This is a genomic window from Gemmobacter caeni (assembly GCF_003054195.1).
Classification (GTDB): Bacteria; Pseudomonadota; Alphaproteobacteria; order Rhodobacterales; family Rhodobacteraceae; genus Gemmobacter; species Gemmobacter caeni.
Map to the genome: position 1 here is coordinate 1 of NZ_QBKP01000020.1, position 18,094 is coordinate 18,094.

The window sequence follows — 18,094 nt, forward strand, 5'->3', positions numbered from 1 at the left end:
TGCGGCGGCTTCGGCCCGAGCGCCTGCTGCAGCGCCGACAGCGCCACCGAGGTCAGGAGTTTGCTGACAAGGCCGCCGACGACCGTGCTGCCGATATCCGCACCAAACGGCTGAAGGAACGCCCGGACGTAATCCTCGTCCGACAGGCCCGCTTCCGGCAGTGGCCGGGCAGAGAACGGCTTGGCCGCGTCGAGAAGATCCTGCAACGGCGCCGGGGGATCGATCTGGACCGCATGCCGCCCCACATGGATCAGACCGCCGCCTTCGTCGATCAGAGCGGACGGCACCAGACCACGCTCCCAGAGGTTACCGGGTTGATAGTCCCAGCCATAGCCGATCCCCTCGGGCAGCATGACGGTCAGATCGCCATAAAGCCGGTGCCAGCCAAGCGACCAGCTTTCCTCACCCGCACCCCAGCCCACCAGCTCGACGGCAAGCCATTCGTCCTGGGTGTCGATCCCGGCCGTGATGACGGCCACGCCGGGCGGCAGGCCCTCGCCCCAATGCTCAACGCGACGGGAAAGTGCGCCGGAATCGACCGTCTGGGCGGCTTCCTCCTCCCAAGTCTCGCCCAGCTTGGTGTTGACCCAAGATTTCAGGCGGGCAGGATCGGCGGCCACGCGGCCATGCTCGGCAGCAATCTCGGCCCATGTCTCGAATGGCGACAGCAGCGCTGGCAGATGATAGCCACGAATGCGGCCGTCACCGGGCGCGGTGGCCTGCCAATTTCCGCCGCGCAACAGGGTGGACTTCTCCCGCTCTTCGTGTACCCCACCGCATTCCGGGCAAACACATGCGGCATCCTCGGGTTTGCCCTTCGGCCAGCGAATATCCTTCCAAGCGACGGTAAAAGCATGGGCGCAGTGCAGGCAGGAGACGAAAAACCGCCGCTGATCCGATTCCAGATAGGCGGCCTCGATCCGGCCGAAGCCTTTGATCGTCGGGGTGCTGATCATCAGGATTTTGCGGCGGCCGCGATAAGTGACGGTGCGCTGGACCGCCAGTGCGATTGGGTCGCCTTCGCCCTCCACGTCCAGCGGGAAGGCGTCGATTTCGTCCATGACAAGGAACCGCGCCGGGGTCGAGCGGAGCGAGGATGCGGCATTGGCCCCGGTCATCACCAGCTCACCCCCAGTGAACCGCTTGTGGGTGGCGGTGTTCCCGGCCTCACGGCTCTTGGCGGGCACCACGCGGGCGGTGATCTCGGGCACGATCTCGAAGAACGGATCAATCCGGGTGCCTGACGTTGAAGAAGCTGCGCAGGTGCTTGTTCATTTCGGCCTCGCCTGACACCAGTTCCTGACGCAATCCAAAGCGCCGCCCTGTGTCATACACGGCGGCGCTTTTTACGTTCGAGCGAAAAATTTTCCTGCCAAAGCCTTTACGCCGTTCTGCCAAAGCTGGTACGCCGCTACACATATTGGCCGGATCGGCTTGCCAAGATGCGCGACACCAGCCAAATGCTGCCGTTCATCAGTTTTGTCGCCGATGATGGATGCTGCAATGGAGCATCCGCCATGCGTGGTCGGTGGGTATCGCATGACGAACTGAAACCTTTACCCCTTGACGGCTGCAGCAGCGATCACTGCGGCTGCGACTATCGATGCATGTCTCGAAGGATGGCGATAAGCAGGCAGCCAGACTGGACAATTTCCTCATGATTTGGCTGGTGGTAGAAGAAAGAGGCGGAATGCGTCAGGATTGCCACGATGAGCGCCGATCCTGACGTTTAGCTCGGTCAGACCTTGCTGCGGTGGCGGAGGCCTGTCACGCAACCAGAGAATCCAGCATTTATTGGCTTTTTTTCAGGTCTGACCACAGGAGCTAAGGTTTGGCGTTTCGGTCAGACCTTGATCCTCTGTTTTGGACCTCTCACTAGACCTGACGTTCAGGTTTGACACAGCGGCCTCGGCGTGGATCTGCAATTTTTTTGTGTGTTATCTGCCTGTTGCCCAATGCTGGCCGGATGATCGGTGGATGTTATCCATGTGATGGCTCGATGTTATGCAAAACGGTCAAATTTCGCGGGCTCTATCACGTCACTACCAAAGCACTTTTCGGCACAATGGGCAGTTTCTTCTGTGGTTTCATGCCCTTAGAGGAGATGCACCCCAACACCTTTCACTGACAAAGGTAAGACACCCCTACAGGCGCAACCTCAATTTCTGGATGGAAATTTTCCGCAGCGCCATTTCCCGTCCGTGCCAGATGGAAATGAGATGGTCAGCCTTAACAACCGGACAGCGTAGCTTCGCATCTGCCAGGCGTGGCCGGAACGCAGGACGCGGGGCGAACCCGCGCCAACCATGAAGTGGTCATCCGCAAAGCAAAAAGGGCGGCCTTCGCAGGCCGCCCTTTCCCAACTCGGCACCGCGCTTACTGGCCCAGCGTGCCAGCCTGATGTTCGGCGGCGGCTTCGGCGGCTTCGCGGGCGATCTGTTCCTCCAGCTTCTTCTCGTTGATCGCGCGTTTGGCGGCGATTTCCTCAAGACGGCTGGCGTCATAGGGGATCAGAAGGCCCCATTCATCTTCCATGAACTTGCCTTCCAGCCGCTCCGATTCCTCGCGCGAGCGCGACTTGACGGTGGTCCCCAGCGGGATGCGGTCATAGAGGTCGATGATGTCCTGATTGAACAGCCGGATGCAGCCCGCCGAAGTGGCCCGCCCGATGGAGCGGTTGTCGATGGTGCCGTGGATACGGAAATAGGTGTCCCGGCCGCCGCGATAGAGATAGAGTGCGCGCGAACCCAGCGGATTTTCCAGGCCGCCCGGCAAACCGCCCGCATATTCGGCATAGAATTCCGGCATCGTGCGGATCATGTTCGCAGTCGGCGTCCAGGACGGCCATTTCTGCTTGCGGTTCACCGTCGCATTGCCCCGGAACCCCAGACCGGCGCGGCCAACGGCGATGGAATAGCGCCGCGCCATCCCACCCTGCTCGACCAGATACAGCTTCCGGGCAAAAGCATCGACCACGATGGTGCCCGGCGCCTCGGGGCCGTTATAGGCCACATCCTCGCGCGGGGGAGAGCCGATGAACTGGTTCGGCTTCACCGCCGGAATGGTGATCCCCTCGTCCACCATGGCGCCGTAGCCGGGCGGGGCTTCCTGCGGCGCGGGCTGCTGGGCGGCGGGGGCGGCACAAGCCGCCAGAAGCGGCAGCACGATCAGGGCAAGAAAGCGGGAGCGCAAGCTGGAAACCATTCGCATGTTATCTTTCGGCAGAGATTCTTATTTGGGTGCGACCCTTTGGATCAGCACCGAGCACGCGGCTCAGGTCAAGCCCTCAAAACGGTTCGGCTTCAAAAGAATACCCCCGGCCAAAGGACCGGGGGCAGATTGCGCAACAGTCAGGCGATCAGCGCAGCGCGCCGACGGACCACAGGAAGGTTTCGCCCGAACTGTCGTCCACGCCGTCATTGTCGGTCACCAGCCAGCCGGTGCCGGTAGCGTCGATGGCAAAGCCCTCGACCTTTTCGGCGGTATAGCCATGCCACTGCGCCAGATCGGGTTTGAGATCCCGCACCAGCTCTTTCGTCACCACCGGCAGGTCACTCCCCAGCGGGGCGGGTTGCAGTTGCGCCAGCGGCACGCGGGTCAGGTGTTTCACCTGTGCGGCGTCACCCGTGCCGTTGTCACGCTCGATGAAATAGGCCCAGTCACCGTCGATCTGGATTTCAGAAAGACCCATCCAGCGGCCCTCGGCCGGAACTTCCAGCGGATAGTGCACGGCCCCCCAGGTCTTTTCCTTCAGATCATAGGCCAGCAGCTTGACCATGCCTTTTGGATCGTCCCCCCACTCGCGCTGCATGGCCAGCCACAGCCGGTCGCCCTGCACGGCAATGCCTTCGGCGCCGAAACGGGTCTGATGCGCCAGCAACTCGTCCGGCAGCGCGATTTCCTTGTCGATCGCGCCTTCGGCATCGACGTGGTAGATCGCATGCGGCACCAGTTTGTCGGCACGGCCTTCCGAGGCCAGCCAGAAGCCGCCCTCGCCATCCGTGGCAATACCTTCCAGATCCAGCTTCTGCGCCGGATCGCCGTCACGCGTCACCACCACGGCGCCGGTGATGCGGGCCGGGGTTTGAGTCGCGTCGATGGTGTAGATGGTGGGGGCGGCGCGATAGACGCTGTCCGACACCGCATAAAGCTTGCCGGGGGTCGCCGGATCGGCAGCCAGCGCCGACAACGCACCCCAGCCGATGCCGGTGCCTTCGGCGGTCAGTGTCGGATAGGCGGGGGTGCCCTCCGCGCGTTCATAGATCATGACATGGGCGCGCACGCCGCCATCCTCGACCAGATCGACTTCGTTCGCGGTAACGAACAGATTGCGTGAGGGGACTGCAACAGCGCCTTCCGGGCTGATGCCCGAGGGGAGAAGCTGCTTCAGCACCGGAGCGGCCGGATCAGTCAGATCATAGACCCCAACGATGGATGCACGCTCTGACACGACGAAAGCCATGGTCGTGCCGTCAAAGCTCGCGATCTCGATGGATTCGGTTTCGACGCCCTTCTTGTTGCGGTGCTCGGGGTAATGGCCGATGGCAGCAATCGCCTGTTCGAACCGCGCACCGTCCTCGTAAACGACCGAGCCATCGCGGTTCCAGATCGTCCAGCCACGCGAACCGCCCTTCCAGTCGCCTTCATTGGCGGTGATCAGGTGGTCATTGTCCAGCCATTTCACCCCGTCGGGTTCGCGCAGAACACCATCTTTCTTGCCCGAGAAATCCAGCTTGCCGTCTTTCTTGGTGTCGATACCCGCCAGATCGACCGCGCCGGCGCTGAAATGGCTGGCCACCTTGCCATCGGCACCAATGATCACGATGTGGTTGTTCTCTTGCAGCGTCACCACGATGTCACCGGCGGCATTCACGTCGATGAATTCAGGTTCCGGGTCTTCCGGAGCGATCCCGGCAAGGCCCGTAACGTCGATCTTCTGCGCATTGGCACAGTCCACCGCGCCATCCTTCAGCGGCAGCTTCACCACATAGCCCGCAGGCATCTGCGGCAGGTCACCGTCATTCAGATCCTCGTCGCGCTCGTTCTCGATGGCCACGGCGACAAAGCTGCCATCCTTGGCGCGCACCACCGAATCCGGCTGGCCGCCCAGATCGCATTCGGCCACGACCGCTTTCGACGCCAGATCGACCGAGACCAGCTTGCCCGACGGCGCGGTATAGCTTTCCGAGGTATTCACGCCGACGAAGGCCATGCCGCCGATCACCTGTGCCGTGGTCGGCTCGCCCCCCATGTCGATATTGCCCATGGGCTTCGGCGCTTTCGGGTCCGCGATGTCAACCAGACCGATCACGCCCAGCGGGCTGTCGGAATAGATCAGGGTCATCCCGTCCTCGGTCGCAGTGATGATTTCCGCGCTGGTCGGACGCGCGTGATCCTCGCCTTCCGCCATATTCTGCGGCGTGGCGAAGCTGGCGATGCGGTTGAACACGGGTTCGGACAGGGCCGGGGTCGCGGCCACCAGCGCAAGGGCCGAGGTGAAGGTCAGAAAACGCATGGGCAATCCTCGATGAGTGATGGCCGACCCATGCGGGCGCCGCGTAACGTGCCCATGACGGCGATATGACGCTTTCACGAAATCCCTGCGCCTGCTCGCGCCGATGTGTTCGGAAGCGGTGTCGACAGGCCCGCGCGGCGTTGCTACCTGTCAGCCATGTCCGCGTTGCGCCCCCTGTTCCTGACGCTGATGGTCCTCATGGTCTTGCCTTGGGGGGCCTATGCTGGTGTGGGCGGGTCCTGGGCGCATCTGCACGGCCATGGCACGGCGGTGACCACCGCGCCCGTGACGCCTGTGATCGAGCGCGCGCGCCACAACTGCCGCACCGCCACTCTGCCCGGTGCCCCCTGCGGCACCGATCTGGCGCCGCCTCCGGCCGAGACCGGGCTGGTGGCGCCCGACTGGCGCGGGGCCGTCGCCGCCAGAAGTGCCGCTTGGCACAACAGCCATCCATCACGCCCGCCGGTCCGCCCACCCAGGCTCCTGCTGAAACACCTGCCCCGCGCCTGAGGCGCTTTCGTTTCAGCCTGCATAGGCCCGTTCCAGCCTGCCAAGGATCATTTCGTCATGCTTACCCGTCGTCTGTTCGCCGCCGCCGGTGCTGCGGCCACCCTTTCCGCCTGTGTCAAACCCGCCGTCGCGCCGCCACCGCCCGAGCCGGAGAAACCGGACTGGCCACCGCTGCCCGCCTTTTACGGCGCCATTACGGACGAGCCCTTCCCGGTGCCCGCCGTGCCGGAGGGGATCGTCCCGCCCGAACTCTGGCGTCAGACCGTCGCCAATCCCTTCCCCGGCGACAAGCCCGGCACCATCGTCATCAACCCCTCCGCAGGATTGCTTTATCTGGTCGAATCGTCGGAAAGCGCTCTGCGCTATGGCGCGGGCACCGGCGCCGCCGCTTTCGCCTGGTCGGGCAATGCCCGCTTGCAGTTCGGTCGCAAATGGCCGGTCTGGAAGCCGCCCGCCGCGATGATCGCCCGCAGGCCGGAGCTGGAGCCCTATTCGGTGGCCAATGGCGGCATGCAGCCGGGACCGGACAATCCGCTGGGCGCTCGCGCGCTGTATCTGTTCCAGAATGGAGTTGACACGCTTTACCGCATCCATGGCGCCTGCGAACCGAAATACCTTGGCAAGGCCGTATCCTCAGGCTGCATCCGGCTACTGGATCAGGATGTGATTGACCTGTACGAGCGCGCGCCCCATGGCGCGACGGTCCGTGTTCTGCATGCCGAGATGCCTGCCGAGCTTCTGGGCGTGTACTGACGCCTTGCCCGGCCACAGAAAAAGGGCAGCGCCAAAGCGCTGCCCCTGCCCTTCGGTGCGGACGGGTGTTTTCAGCCCACGACGTTGAAGGCCGGCCCGAACGGGTATTTGGTGATATCCTCGCTGCCATCTTCGGTGATGAAAAGGATGTCATGTTCGCGGTAGCCCCCGGCGCCGGGCTGGCCTTCGGGAATGGTCAGCATCGGCTCCATGCTGATGACCATGCCCGGTTCCAGCACGGTGTCGATATCCTCGCGCAGCTCCAGCCCCGCCTCGCGGCCATAGTAATGCGACAGCACGCCGAAGCTGTGGCCATAGCCGAAGGTTCGGTATTGCAGAAGCTGGCGTTCCTCGAAGAAGGCGTTGATCTTCGCCGTCACCTCTGAGCAGGAGGCACCAGGTTTCAGCAGGCTCATGCCATATTCATGGGCGGCCACATTCGCCTCCCAGATCTTCAGGCTGGCGGCATCCACTTCGCCCATGAACATCGTCCGTTCCAGCGCGGTGTAATAGCCCGAGATCATCGGGAAGGTGTTGAGGCTCAGAATATCGCCCCGCCGCAACTGCCTTGCCGTCACCGGGTTATGCGCCCCGTCGGTATTGATGCCCGACTGGAACCAGACCCAGGTGTCACGGTATTCGGCATCGGGAAAGCGGCGCGCGATTTCCAGCTCCATCGCGTCGCGGCCCGCCATGGCCACGTCGATCTCGCGCGCGCCTTCCTTCACTGCCTCGCGGATGGCAAAGCCACCCACATCTGCCACCGCCGCGCCATTGCGGATGATCTCCAGCTCTGCCGCCGATTTCATCAGGCGCTGGCGCATGGTGGCAGGGGCGATGTCGACCAGCTTCGACGGCGACAGGAAGGACCGGAGCTTTTCGGATTGCACCAGCGTCAGGTGATCGCCCTCATAGCCGATTACACGGCCCGGCCCGGAAACCGACAGGATCGCGCGCCAGTAATTGTCCCGCTGCCAGTCGGTATAGGTGATGTTGTCGCCATGGCTTCGCCGCCAGGGCTGGCTCGCGTCGATGCCCGCGCTGATCGTCACGCTTTCGCTGGCGGTGACAACCAGACCGTAGGGCCGCCCGAACGAACAATACAGGAAACCCGAGTAATAGGCGATATTGTGCATCGAGGTGAAGACGCAGGCGTCCACCCCCTCGGCTTGCATGATCCGGCGCAGCCCCGCCAGCCGCGCGTCATATTCCGACGCGGCGAAGGGAAGCACGCGGTCCCCTTGGTGGAAGCGATACATTTGCGGACGTTCCGTCATGTCAGACCTCGTTCATGGGGTCCGGCATATGTGCGGCGAGACCCCGAAAGGTCCCGGCGTACAGGACTGAGGCAGGTTGCCCTGCAAGCGACGGGGCTAGTGGCCCCTGTGGCGACGCCATCGCCACGGCTCGGATCGAACCTTGCCCCAAACCGGATCATCCCGCAAGCCCGACCGCAAGCCCCGGCTTTCGGCTTGCCCACCGCGACAAAGCGGGCAAGTCTGCGCTGACAGGCAGGGAGAAGGCGATGCGACAGGGGCCACGCAATGCGATCACCGATGTGGCAGGGCTGCACGTCGGCCACGCACAGGATGCACGCCTGCGCTCAGGGGTCACCGTACTGCTGGGCACTGCGCCCTTCACAGCCGCCGTCAGCGTGATGGGCGGCGCGCCCGGCACGCGCGAGACCGACCTTCTCGCCCCCGACCGGCTGGTGCAGCAGGTGGATGCGATCACGCTTTCGGGCGGTTCGGCCTTCGGTCTGGATGCGGCCTCGGGCGTGGCCGAGGGCCTGCGCGCGATGGGCCGCGGCTTTGCCGTCGGCGATCAGCGGGTGCCCATCGTACCCGGCGCTATCCTTTTCGACCTGCTGAACGGTGGCGACAAGACCTGGGTCCGGAACCCCTATGGCGCGCTTGGCCAAGCGGCTCTGGCCGCAGCGGGGCCGGAGGTGGCACTTGGCACCGTCGGGGCGGGTTATGGCGCGGCGACCGGCAGCCTGAAAGGCGGGCTTGGCACCGCCAGCGCTGTGCTGGACAGCGGCATCACCGTCGGCGCGCTGGTCGCGGTCAATGCGCTGGGGGCGGCCACCATCGGCGACGGCCCGCAGTTCTGGGCCTCCCCGTGGGAAATAGACGCCGAATTCGGCGGCCTTGGCCTGCCCTTCAGCTTTCCGCCTCCAGACGATCCGCTGCCGATGAAACGGCAGGGCGAGGCCACGACAATCGCCATCGTCGCCACCGACGCGCGGCTGACCCAAGCCGAAGCACAGCGCATGGCCGTCGCCGCCCATGACGGTATGGCCCGCGCGCTGGTGCCCTCGCATACGCTTCTGGACGGCGATCTGGTCTTTGCCGCTGCCACCGGCACGCGCGATATGGCGGCCCCCCTGCGTGACCTCTATCAGATCGGCCACGCCGCCGCCTGCTGCCTCGCCCGTGCCATCGCGCGCGGCATCTACAGCGCCCGCCCCGAACCTAGTGATCTGCAACCCTGCTGGCAAACGCTTTACGGCTGAGCCTTCCGCGGCAGCCGCCTCCAAGGGGGTTCGATGCCCCCGAGGAGGCGCCCTCAATTGTCGAAGACCTACCAGCGCCGCAGCGCCGCCTCATCCTCGTCCTTCGCCGCGACCCACGCCGCGCCGTCAGCGCCAATTTCCTTCTTCCAGAACGGCGCGCGGGATTTCAGATAGTCCATCAGGAACTCCGCTGCCGCGAAAGCATCCGCCCGATGGGCAGAGGCGGTCGCTACCATCATGATCGGCGCATTGGCCTCCAGCCGCCCATGGCGATGAATCACCAGCGCATCGGCCAAGGCCCAGCGACGCGACGCCTCCTCGACCATGGCGGCGATGGCGCGCTCGGTCATGCCAGGATAATGCTCGATCTCCATGGCCGCCAGTCTGCCGCCATTGTCACGCACAATGCCGGTGAAGGTGACCACCGCCCCCGCCCCCGTCAGGCCAGCGGTAAAGGCGTTGGCTTCAGCTCCGGCATCGAATGCGGTCTCCTGCACAGAAACCCGCATCTCAGCCCCCCGTCATCGGCGGGAAAAAGGCAACCTCGCGCACCCCTTCCAGCGAGGCACCGAAATCGGCAAGCTCCTGATCCAGCGCCACCCGCAGGCTCGTCAGATCGGCGAAGGCCAGCGCGTAACGCTCTTCCCGCGCCGCAAGCTCGGCCACCAGCCCCGCCACCGTTGCCGCATCGGTTTCAACCCGCTCGCGCGGCAGGCCGATCCGTTCACGCACCCAGGCGAAATACAGCACGTCGATCCGTTGCATCACTTGTCCCGCAGATAGGGCAGGGATTTGCGGAAGTAATCCCAGCCGGTCACAAGGGTCAGCATCGCCGCCACCCAGATCAGCACCAGCCCCACATTGGTGGCATAGGCCGCGCAATCGCGCCCGCCGCAGGTGCGGATCGCGTCAGCCGTGCCCGCCTCGACCGCCAGCGCATATTGCTCGGGTGTCATGCCGCGCAGCGCGATCCCCTCAAGATACTCCAGCCCGGTGCCAAGGAACAGCACCGCAATCGCCACCATCTGCGCCGTGGTCTTCCACTTCGCCAGCTTCGTCACCCGCAGCAACCCGGCCTTGTGCCCCAGATATTCCCGCAGGCCAGAGACAAAGACCTCGCGGAACAGGATCGCCGTCGCGGGCAGGATCAGCCAGGGGTTCATGCCGGAATAGCCGGTGATCACCATGATCGCGATGACCACCATCGCCTTGTCGGCGATCGGGTCCAGCATGGCACCGAATTTCGATTCCTGTTTCCACAGCCGCGCCAGATAACCATCGAACCAGTCGGTGATGGCCGCGCCGATGAACAGGGTGAGCGCGAACCAGTCGGCCCATGGCCGCTGGAAATACAGGAACATCACCGCAACACCGGGTGCGGCCAGCAGGCGCAGAAGCGTGAGGACATTCGGGATGTTCCAGGTCATGGCGCAAGTCGTAGCCGAAGCCCCGCGCGCATGGAAGGGGGTGCGGCCTTTACAGCCCGCCGCGCGACGTATAGGCAAACCGCTTTCCGAAAGAACAGGAGGCGCGGATGCGGCATTGCGGGATCGACTTCGGCACTTCGAACTCCACCCTCGGCCTCGCCGACGGGTCCGGCGCAAGGCTCCTGCCGCTGGAGCGGGCCAGCCCCACCCTTCCCTCTGCCGTCTTCTGGGCCGAAGACGGCCCGCCGCAATTCGGCCAGGCCGCCATCGCCGCCTATCTGGAGCATGAGGAAGGCCGCCTGATGCGGGCGCTGAAATCCACGCTCGGTTCCGGGCTGATCCACGAACGCACCCGCGTCGGCAACCGCACCGTCGCCTTCCGCGAGGTGCTGGGCCGCTTCCTCGCCCATCTGGCCTCCCGCCTGCCCAACGGGCCCGAGGCCGTGGTCATGGGCCGCCCCGTGCATTTCGTCGACGACGATCCGGCGCTGGACGCCCAGGCTGAGGCCACATTGGGCGAGATCGCCCGCGATCTGGGCTTCCGCGAGGTCTCGTTCCAGTTCGAACCCATCGCCGCCGCCCGCGACCACGAAAGCCGCTGCACGACCGAGGAACTGGTGCTGATCTTCGACATCGGCGGCGGCACCTCTGACGTCTCGCTGGTCCGCGTCGGCCCGGACCGCGCCCGCCGCGCCGACCGCGCGGATGACATTCTTGGCAATGACGGTATCCGCCTCGGCGGCACTGATTTTGACCGCATGCTGAGCCTCGCCGAGGCCCTGCCCCATCTGGGCTTCGGGGCCGCGACCAAGGGCGGCGCCGGCACCATGCCCCGGCATTATTTCCTCGACCTCGCCACCTGGCACCGGATCAACCAGCTTTATTCCCGCAGCACCATGACCGACCTCAAGGCCCTGCGGCACGAGATCGACAACCCCGAGCTTATCGACCGGCTGATCCGCCTGATCGAGGGCCGTCAGGGCCACGCGCTTGCGATGGAAGTCGAGCGGGTCAAGATCGCACTCAGCGACACCGAGGCGGAGCGCCTGCTGCTCCGCCCGCTGTGCGGTGCGCCCAATCCGGTGGTGCGCCGCGAGGCTTTCGAACAGACGCTCGCCCCTGCTCTCACCCGTTTGCGTGACCTGATCACCCGCGTACTGGCGCAAGGCGGCGTCACCCCGGCAGAGGTCGGCACGGTCTTCGTGACCGGCGGCTCCAGCCGCCTGCCGCTCCTGCGTCGCCTCGTGCAGGATATGCTGCCGCAAGCGCAACTCCACAGCGGTGACGACTTCGGCGCCGTCGGGCTTGGCCTCGCGCTGGAAGCGCGGCACCGCTACACCTGATCCGCATTTACCCTGGCAAGAATATCCCCGCCGGAGGCAGGCCGTCCGCGCATCGCGCGGACGGGACAAGAAGGCTTGCGCCACAGGCGCTCCGCCTGAAAGGCTCAGGCGGCGGCGGGGCGCCGGATCTGCGTGGCGGCTTCCAGCACCAAAGGGCGGAAACCGTCACCACCGTTGTCCAGCAGTTCGAACAGCTGCCGCCGCATCCGGGGTTCCCAGAAATCGTTGATGTGATTGGCAAGGCCCGTCACCCCCTCGGCATGGGGCTTGCTTTCCATGAAGCGGGCGATCTGGTTGGCCATGGTGATCAGTTTGTCATGCGACATGGGCGGCCTCTTGCAGCGTGATGCGTTGCGGGTGGGTGAAACATTCAAAACCGTCGGGCCGGGCCAGCGCGACGAGGGTCAGGCCCGCCGCCTCGGCCATGGCCACGGCAGCGGCAGTCGGGGCCGAAACGGCGATCAACAGCGGAAAGCCCGCGGCACAGGCTTTCTGCACCATATCGACCGAGGTGCGGCAGGTCAGGATCAAGGCGCCCTGCGCCGCCGGCCGCCGGCCGGCCAGCGCGCCGATCAGCTTGTCCAGCGCGTTGTGGCGGCCGACGTCCTCGCGCGCGAGGACAATGCCGCCTTCCGCCCAGAAGGCCGCGCCATGGGCGGCGCGGGTGATGTCATGCAGCGGCTGATGCGCCTCGAGCGCGGCAATCGCTTCCATCACCTGTTCCGGCGTCATGGCGAAATCGTTGGCAGGCACCGGGCGAGGCACGCGAACCGCCTCTTCAAGGCTGTCGATGCCGCACAACCCGCAGCCCACCGGCCCGGCCATGGTCCGGCGCCGCTTTGCCTGCCGGTCCGCTGCCGCCTGCGTCAGCCAGATCTGCAAATCAATCCCGCGCGGGGTTTCCACCGGCTCGATGCTTTCGATCTCGTCGAGGCTGGCGATCCCTTCGGTCAGGGTGAAGCCACGGGCGAAATCTTCCAGATCGGCGGGCGTCGCCATCATGACGGCATGGGTCGATCCGTTATAGCTCAGCGCAACCGCCACCTCCGACGGCAGCTCACGGCTGCCGTCGCGCACCGCGCCCGCCCGGAAGGCAAGGCGCGGAAGGGGGCGGTGGCTGTGCATCACTCGGCCGCCGCGATCCGGCGGGCAAGCGTGGCCTGCGCCTGATACTCCTCCTGCCACTCGGACGGGCCGTTGGAGGGCATGATCTGCACCGCCGTCACCTTGTATTCCGGGCAGTTGGTCGCCCAGTCCGAGAAATCGGTGGTAACGACGTTCGCCTGCGTTTCCGGGTGGTGGAAGGTGGTATAGACCACGCCGGGCGACACGCGATCAGTGATCTCGGCCTTCAGCGTCGTCTCGCCCGAGCGGCTGGCCAGCCGCACCCAGTCACCATCGCGGATGCCACGGGTCTCGGCGTCATGCGGGTGGATCTCCAGGATATCCTGATCGTGCCAGACGGTATTGTGGGTGCGCCGGGTCTGGGCGCCCACGTTGTACTGGCTGAGGATCCGGCCGGTGGTCAGCAAGAGCGGGAAGCGCGGGCCGGTCTTTTCATCCGTCGCCACATATTCGGTGCGGATGAATTTACCCTTGCCGCGCACGAAGCCGTCGATATGCATCAGCGGCGTACCTTCCGGCGCCTTCTCGTTGCACGGCCACTGAACCGAGCCCATCTCCTCCAGCTTGTCATAGGTCACACCCGCGAAGCTGGGCGTGGTCATGGCGATTTCTTCCATGATCTGCGACGGATGGGTGTAGGTCCAGCCAGCCCCCATGGCATTGGCGAACATCTGGGTCACTTCCCAGTCGGCATAGCCCTGTTTCGGCGCCATCACCTTGCGCACCATGTTGATGCGACGTTCGGCATTGGTGAAGGTGCCGTCTTTTTCGAGGAAGGACGAACCGGGGAAGAACACATGGGCGTAGTTCGCGGTTTCGTTCAGGAACAGGTCGTGGACGATCACGCATTCCATCGCCGCAAGGCCCGCCGCCACATGTTTGGTGTCGGGGTCGGATTGCAGGATATCCTCGCCCTGGCAGTAGAGGCCCTTGAAGCTGCCATCCACCGCCGCATCCAGCATGTTCGGGATGCGCAGACCCGGCTCCGGGTCGATTTCCACGCCCCAGGCCTTTTCGAAGATCGCGCGCACTTCGGGCAGCTTCACATGGCGGTAGCCCGGCAGTTCATGTGGGAACGACCCCATGTCGCAGGAGCCCTGCACGTTGTTCTGGCCGCGCAGCGGGTTCACGCCCACACCGCGCCGACCGATATTGCCGGTCAGCATGGCGAGGTTGGCGATGCCGATGACGGTGGTCGAACCCTGGCTGTGTTCAGTCACGCCGAGGCCATAGTAGATCGCCGCATTGCCGCCGGTGGCATACAGCCGCGCGGCACCGCGCACTTCGGCCGCCGGAACCCCGGTCAGCAGTTCCACCGCCTCGGGCGAATGTTTCGGATCCGCGACGAACTCCATGTAATCCTGGAACTCATCCCAGTCGCAGCGGGTGCGGATGAACTCTTCGTTGTAAAGCTTCTCGGTCACGATCACATGCGCCAGAGCGGTGACGATGGCGACGTTGGTGCCAGGCTTCAGCGCAAGGTGATGCGCCGCGCGGTAATGTGCGCCTTCCGCCATCTCGGTGCGGCGCGGATCGACGAGGATCAGCTTCGCCCCCTGCCGCAGCCGCTTTTTCAGGCGGCTGGCAAAGACCGGGTGGGCCGAGGCCGGGTTGGCGCCGATGACCAGCGCCACATCGCATTCCTCGACCGAGTCGAAGTCCTGCGTGCCAGCCGAGGTGCCATAGGTCTGGCCAAGGCCATAGCCGGTGGGCGAATGGCAGACGCGGGCGCAGGTGTCGGTGTTGTTGTTGCGGAACACCGCGCGGGTCAGTTTCTGCACGAGGAAGGTTTCCTCGTTGGTGCAGCGGCTGGAGGTGATCACGCCGACCGACTGGCGGCCGTATTTTTCCTGAATGGCCTTCATCCGGGTGGCGGCGAATTCCATCGCCTCCGCCCAGGACACTTCACGCCACGGATCGTTGATCGTGTCGCGGATCATCGGGTTCAGGATGCGGTCCTGGTGGGTGGCATAGCCATAGGCGAAGCGGCCCTTGACGCAGCTATGGCCGCGATTGGCCTTGCCGTGCTTGTAAGGCACCATGCGCACCAGCTCGTCGCCGCGCATTTCCGCCTTGAAGGAACAGCCGACACCGCAATAGGCGCAGGTCGTGATGATGCTGCGATCCGGGGTGCCGATGTCGATGACCGATTTCTCGGTCAGCGTCGCGGTCGGGCAGGCCTGCACGCAGGCGCCGCAGCTCACGCAATCCGAGGACAGGAAGGTATCGTCCTTCAGACCGGCATGCACGCGGCTGTCCCAGCCCCGGCCCGAGATCGTCAGCGCGAAAGTGCCCTGCACTTCCTCACAGGCGCGGACACAGCGGTTGCAGACGATGCATTTGCTGGGGTCGTAGCTGAAATAGGGATTGCTGTCGTCCTTCGGCAGCCATTGCGGATTGGCCTCGCCGCTGGTGTTCTTGGTGCGGAAATGGGTGTCCACCGCATCATAGCGCACATCGCGCAGGCCGACGGCGCCCGCCATGTCCTGCAATTCGCAATCGCCATTGGCGGCGCAGGTCAGGCAGTCCAGCGGGTGATCCGAGATGTAAAGCTCCATCACGCCACGGCGAAGCTGTTTCAGCTTGCCGGTCTGGGTATGGACCTTGATGCCCGCCGCCACCGGCGTGGTGCAGGACGCCGGGGTGCCGTTGCGGCCCTCGATCTCCACCAGACACAGGCGGCACGACCCGAAAGCGTCGATGCTGTCGGTCGCGCAGAGCTTGGGCACCGAAATGCCGATCTCGGCTGCGGCGCGCATGATCGACGTGCCTTCCGGCACCGTCACCTCGAACCCGTCGATCGACAGGGTCACCAGGGTTTTCGATTTCGAGGCAGGCGTGCCGAAATCGCGGTCATCGGGGATGATGAAGTCTTTCATTCGGCGGCCTCCTTGTGGGTCGCGGTGAAATCATCGGGGAAATGGGTGAGAGCGGACATGACCGGATAGGGCGTGAAGCCGCCCAACGCGCACAGCGAGCCGGATTTCATCGTCTCGCACAGGTCGGTCAGCAGCGGGATGCCCGAGGCATCGCCCCCGCCGATCCGGTCCAGCGTTTCTACGCCACGCACGGCGCCGATACGGCAGGGAGTGCATTTGCCGCAGCTTTCGATGGCGCAGAACTCCATCGCGAAACGCGCCATTTTCAGCATGTCAACCGTATCGTCGGCGATGGTCAGACCGGCATGGCCGATCAGGCCGCCCTTCGCCGCGAAATCCTCGTAGGTGAAGGGGGTGTCGAACAGTTCACGCGGGAACCATGCGCCCAGTGGGCCGCCGACCTGCACCGCCTTGACCGGGCGACCGCTGGCGGTGCCGCCACCGATGTCATCGACGATCTCGCCCAGCGACAGGCCGAAGGCAGTTTCGAACAGACCGCCGAACCTGACGTTCCCGGCGATTTGCAGCGCCATGGTGCCATGCGAACGGCCCATGCCGAAATTCTTGTAGAAGGCCGCGCCGCGATCCATGATCACCGGCACCGAGGCCAGCGAGATCACGTTGTTCACCACCGTCGGACGGGCCATGAAGCCCTCCAGCGCCGGCAGCGGCGGCTTGGCCCGCACCACGCCGCGCTTGCCTTCAAGGCTGTTCAGCAGGCTGGTTTCCTCGCCGCAGACATAAGCACCCGCGCCGACACGCACTTCCATGTCAAAGGCCCGGCCGGAGCCAAGGACCGAGGTGCCCAGCACACCCCCCGCCCGCGCGACCTCAATCGCCTTCTGCATCTGTGATACGGCATCGGGATATTCGGACCGGGTGTAGACATACCCTTTGGTCGCGCCGACCGCGAGACCGGCAATCGCCATGCCCTCGATCAGGGTGAAGGGGTCGCCTTCCATCAGCATGCGGTCGGCAAACGTGGCGCTGTCACCCTCGTCGGCATTGCAGACGATGTATTTCTGCGGCGCTTGCGCGTCATGCACCGTCTTCCACTTGATGCCGGTCGGGAAACCGGCGCCGCCCCGGCCACGCAGGCCCGAGTCGGTCACTTCCTGCACGATGGCCGCAGGCTCCATCGCAATGGCGCGGCGCAGGCCCTTCAGGCCGTGGTGCAGTTCGTAATCCTTCAGGCTCAGCGGATCGACGACGCCAACGCGGGCAAAGGTCAGCCGGGTCTGACGCTTCATCCACGGCAGTTCCTCGGTGAGGCCCAGCGCTTTGGGATGCGCCTCGATGTCACCGAACAGTGCAGGCACATCCGCCACCGACATCGGGCCAAACCCCATGCGGCCATATTCGGTGACCACCTCGACCAACGGCTCCAGCCAGATCATGCCGCGCGAGCCGTTGCGAACAACCGTCACCTCGACGCCGCGCGCGGCGGCTTCGGTCACGACGGCGCGCGCCACATCATCGGCACCCAGCGCCTTGGCGGCCGCATCTCCGGGAACGTAAATCTTCATCAGCGCAGCTCCTCTGCCAGGGCATCGATGCGCGCCTCGTCCAGACGACCCACCAGACGGCCATCGACCATCGCCGCCGGGGCGCAGGCACAGAGACCCAGACAGAATACAGGTTCCAGCGTCACGGCGCCATCTTTTGTGGTTTCATGCCATTCGATCCCGAACCGGCGCTGTGCATGTTCGGCCATCCGGTCGGCGCCCATCGACTGGCAGGCCTCGGCCCGGCAGAGCTTCAACACATGGCGCCCGGCGGGCTGTTCGCGGAAATCATGGTAGAAGCTCATCACGCCATGCACTTCGGCCCGGCTGAGCGTCAGGTGCTGCGCGATCACCGGCAGCGCAGCCTGCGGCACATGGCCGAAGCTTTCCTGAATGGCATGAAGGATCGGCAGCAGCGGCCCTTCCATTCCGTTATGTTCTGCGAGGATCTCGTTGACCCGCGACAGGACGGCGGCTTCGTCAAGGGGCATAGCTGACCTCCGGTTGGCTTGACGCCAAAAT

16 protein-coding genes are annotated in these 18,094 nt (G+C 64.8%); 4 read left to right on the forward strand and 12 right to left on the reverse strand.

Going from position 1 to position 18,094, the window contains the following annotated elements:
* The 3 genes from C8N34_RS21490 to C8N34_RS21500 all read right to left on the reverse strand — a co-directional run.
* Positions 1–1,211 (reverse strand): terminase gpA endonuclease subunit (locus C8N34_RS21490; protein WP_244910755.1); only part of this gene is annotated, 1,211 nt, incomplete at its 3' end.
* Positions 1,212–2,376: 1,165 nt separating this feature from the next.
* Positions 2,377–3,210 (reverse strand): L,D-transpeptidase, encoded by an 834-nt coding sequence (locus C8N34_RS21495; protein WP_407646033.1) that lies wholly within the window; start codon positions 3,208–3,210, stop codon positions 2,377–2,379.
* Between the two features lie 148 nt (positions 3,211–3,358).
* On the reverse strand, positions 3,359–5,515 hold the full coding sequence (locus C8N34_RS21500) for an esterase-like activity of phytase family protein (RefSeq protein WP_108130452.1): 2,157 nt from the start codon (positions 5,513–5,515) through the stop codon (positions 3,359–3,361).
* 156 nt (positions 5,516–5,671) lie between these two features.
* Here C8N34_RS21500 and C8N34_RS21505 point away from each other — a divergent pair, with 156 nt between their 5' ends.
* Together C8N34_RS21505 and C8N34_RS21510 are read left to right on the forward strand one after the other, a co-directional pair.
* The gene (locus C8N34_RS21505; RefSeq protein ID WP_054303837.1) at positions 5,672–6,025 is read left to right on the forward strand and encodes a hypothetical protein; all 354 of its coding nucleotides are present in this window, start codon (positions 5,672–5,674) and stop codon (positions 6,023–6,025) included.
* Positions 6,026–6,082: 57 nt separating this feature from the next.
* A complete protein-coding gene (locus C8N34_RS21510) occupies positions 6,083–6,778 on the forward strand; it encodes a L,D-transpeptidase (protein WP_054303838.1) in 696 nt (231 codons plus the stop codon).
* 71 nt (positions 6,779–6,849) lie between these two features.
* Here C8N34_RS21510 and C8N34_RS21515 read toward each other — a convergent pair whose 3' ends face one another.
* Positions 6,850–8,055 carry an aminopeptidase P family protein gene (locus C8N34_RS21515; protein ID WP_108130453.1) on the reverse strand — a complete coding sequence of 402 codons (1,206 nt, stop codon included), beginning with the start codon at positions 8,053–8,055 and terminating at the stop codon, positions 6,850–6,852.
* Between the two features lie 248 nt (positions 8,056–8,303).
* On the opposite strand from C8N34_RS21515, the gene C8N34_RS21520 reads away from it, so the two are divergent.
* Positions 8,304–9,293, forward strand: a complete 990-nt coding sequence (locus C8N34_RS21520; RefSeq protein WP_108130454.1) for a P1 family peptidase — start codon at positions 8,304–8,306, stop codon at positions 9,291–9,293.
* 68 nt (positions 9,294–9,361) lie between these two features.
* Here the strand turns inward: C8N34_RS21520 and C8N34_RS21525 are convergent, their stop codons facing one another.
* Genes C8N34_RS21525 through pgsA form a run of 3 tightly spaced genes read right to left on the reverse strand, consistent with a single transcriptional unit; the run spans position 9,362 to position 10,720 of the window.
* Positions 9,362–9,802 (reverse strand): molybdenum cofactor biosynthesis protein MoaE, encoded by a 441-nt coding sequence (locus C8N34_RS21525; protein WP_108130455.1) that lies wholly within the window; start codon positions 9,800–9,802, stop codon positions 9,362–9,364.
* 1 nt (position 9,803) lies between these two features.
* Positions 9,804–10,049 carry a molybdopterin converting factor subunit 1 gene (moaD, locus tag C8N34_RS21530; RefSeq protein ID WP_054303941.1) on the reverse strand — a complete coding sequence of 82 codons (246 nt, stop codon included), beginning with the start codon at positions 10,047–10,049 and terminating at the stop codon, positions 9,804–9,806.
* Between the two features lie 8 nt (positions 10,050–10,057).
* On the reverse strand, positions 10,058–10,720 hold the full coding sequence (gene pgsA, locus C8N34_RS21535; protein ID WP_054303842.1) for a CDP-diacylglycerol--glycerol-3-phosphate 3-phosphatidyltransferase: 663 nt from the start codon (positions 10,718–10,720) through the stop codon (positions 10,058–10,060).
* A 107-nt stretch (positions 10,721–10,827) separates the two neighbouring features.
* Here pgsA and C8N34_RS21540 point away from each other — a divergent pair, with 107 nt between their 5' ends.
* A complete protein-coding gene (locus C8N34_RS21540) occupies positions 10,828–12,063 on the forward strand; it encodes an Hsp70 family protein (protein WP_108130457.1) in 1,236 nt (411 codons plus the stop codon).
* 104 nt (positions 12,064–12,167) lie between these two features.
* On the opposite strand, the gene C8N34_RS21545 is transcribed toward C8N34_RS21540, so the two are convergent.
* The 5 genes from C8N34_RS21545 to C8N34_RS21565 are packed head-to-tail and all read right to left on the reverse strand — an operon-like array spanning position 12,168 to position 18,063.
* Complete coding sequence (locus C8N34_RS21545; RefSeq protein ID WP_054303844.1) at positions 12,168–12,389, reverse strand: formate dehydrogenase subunit delta; 222 nt, start codon at positions 12,387–12,389, stop codon at positions 12,168–12,170.
* Positions 12,379–13,191, reverse strand: coding sequence for a formate dehydrogenase accessory sulfurtransferase FdhD (gene fdhD / locus C8N34_RS21550; protein ID WP_422387677.1), 813 nt, complete (start codon positions 13,189–13,191; stop codon positions 12,379–12,381). The genes C8N34_RS21545 and fdhD overlap by 11 nt, the downstream gene beginning before the upstream one ends.
* Positions 13,188–16,067, reverse strand: a complete 2,880-nt coding sequence (gene fdhF, locus C8N34_RS21555; protein WP_108130459.1) for a formate dehydrogenase subunit alpha — start codon at positions 16,065–16,067, stop codon at positions 13,188–13,190. The genes fdhD and fdhF overlap by 4 nt, the downstream gene beginning before the upstream one ends.
* Positions 16,064–17,593, reverse strand: a complete 1,530-nt coding sequence (locus C8N34_RS21560) for a formate dehydrogenase beta subunit (protein ID WP_108130460.1) — start codon at positions 17,591–17,593, stop codon at positions 16,064–16,066. Before C8N34_RS21560 ends, fdhF begins: the two co-directional genes overlap by 4 nt.
* Positions 17,593–18,063: a formate dehydrogenase subunit gamma gene (locus C8N34_RS21565; RefSeq protein ID WP_108130461.1), complete on the reverse strand. Its 471-nt coding sequence runs from the start codon at positions 18,061–18,063 to the stop codon at positions 17,593–17,595. Before C8N34_RS21565 ends, C8N34_RS21560 begins: the two co-directional genes overlap by 1 nt.
* Positions 18,064–18,094 lie beyond the last annotated feature (31 nt).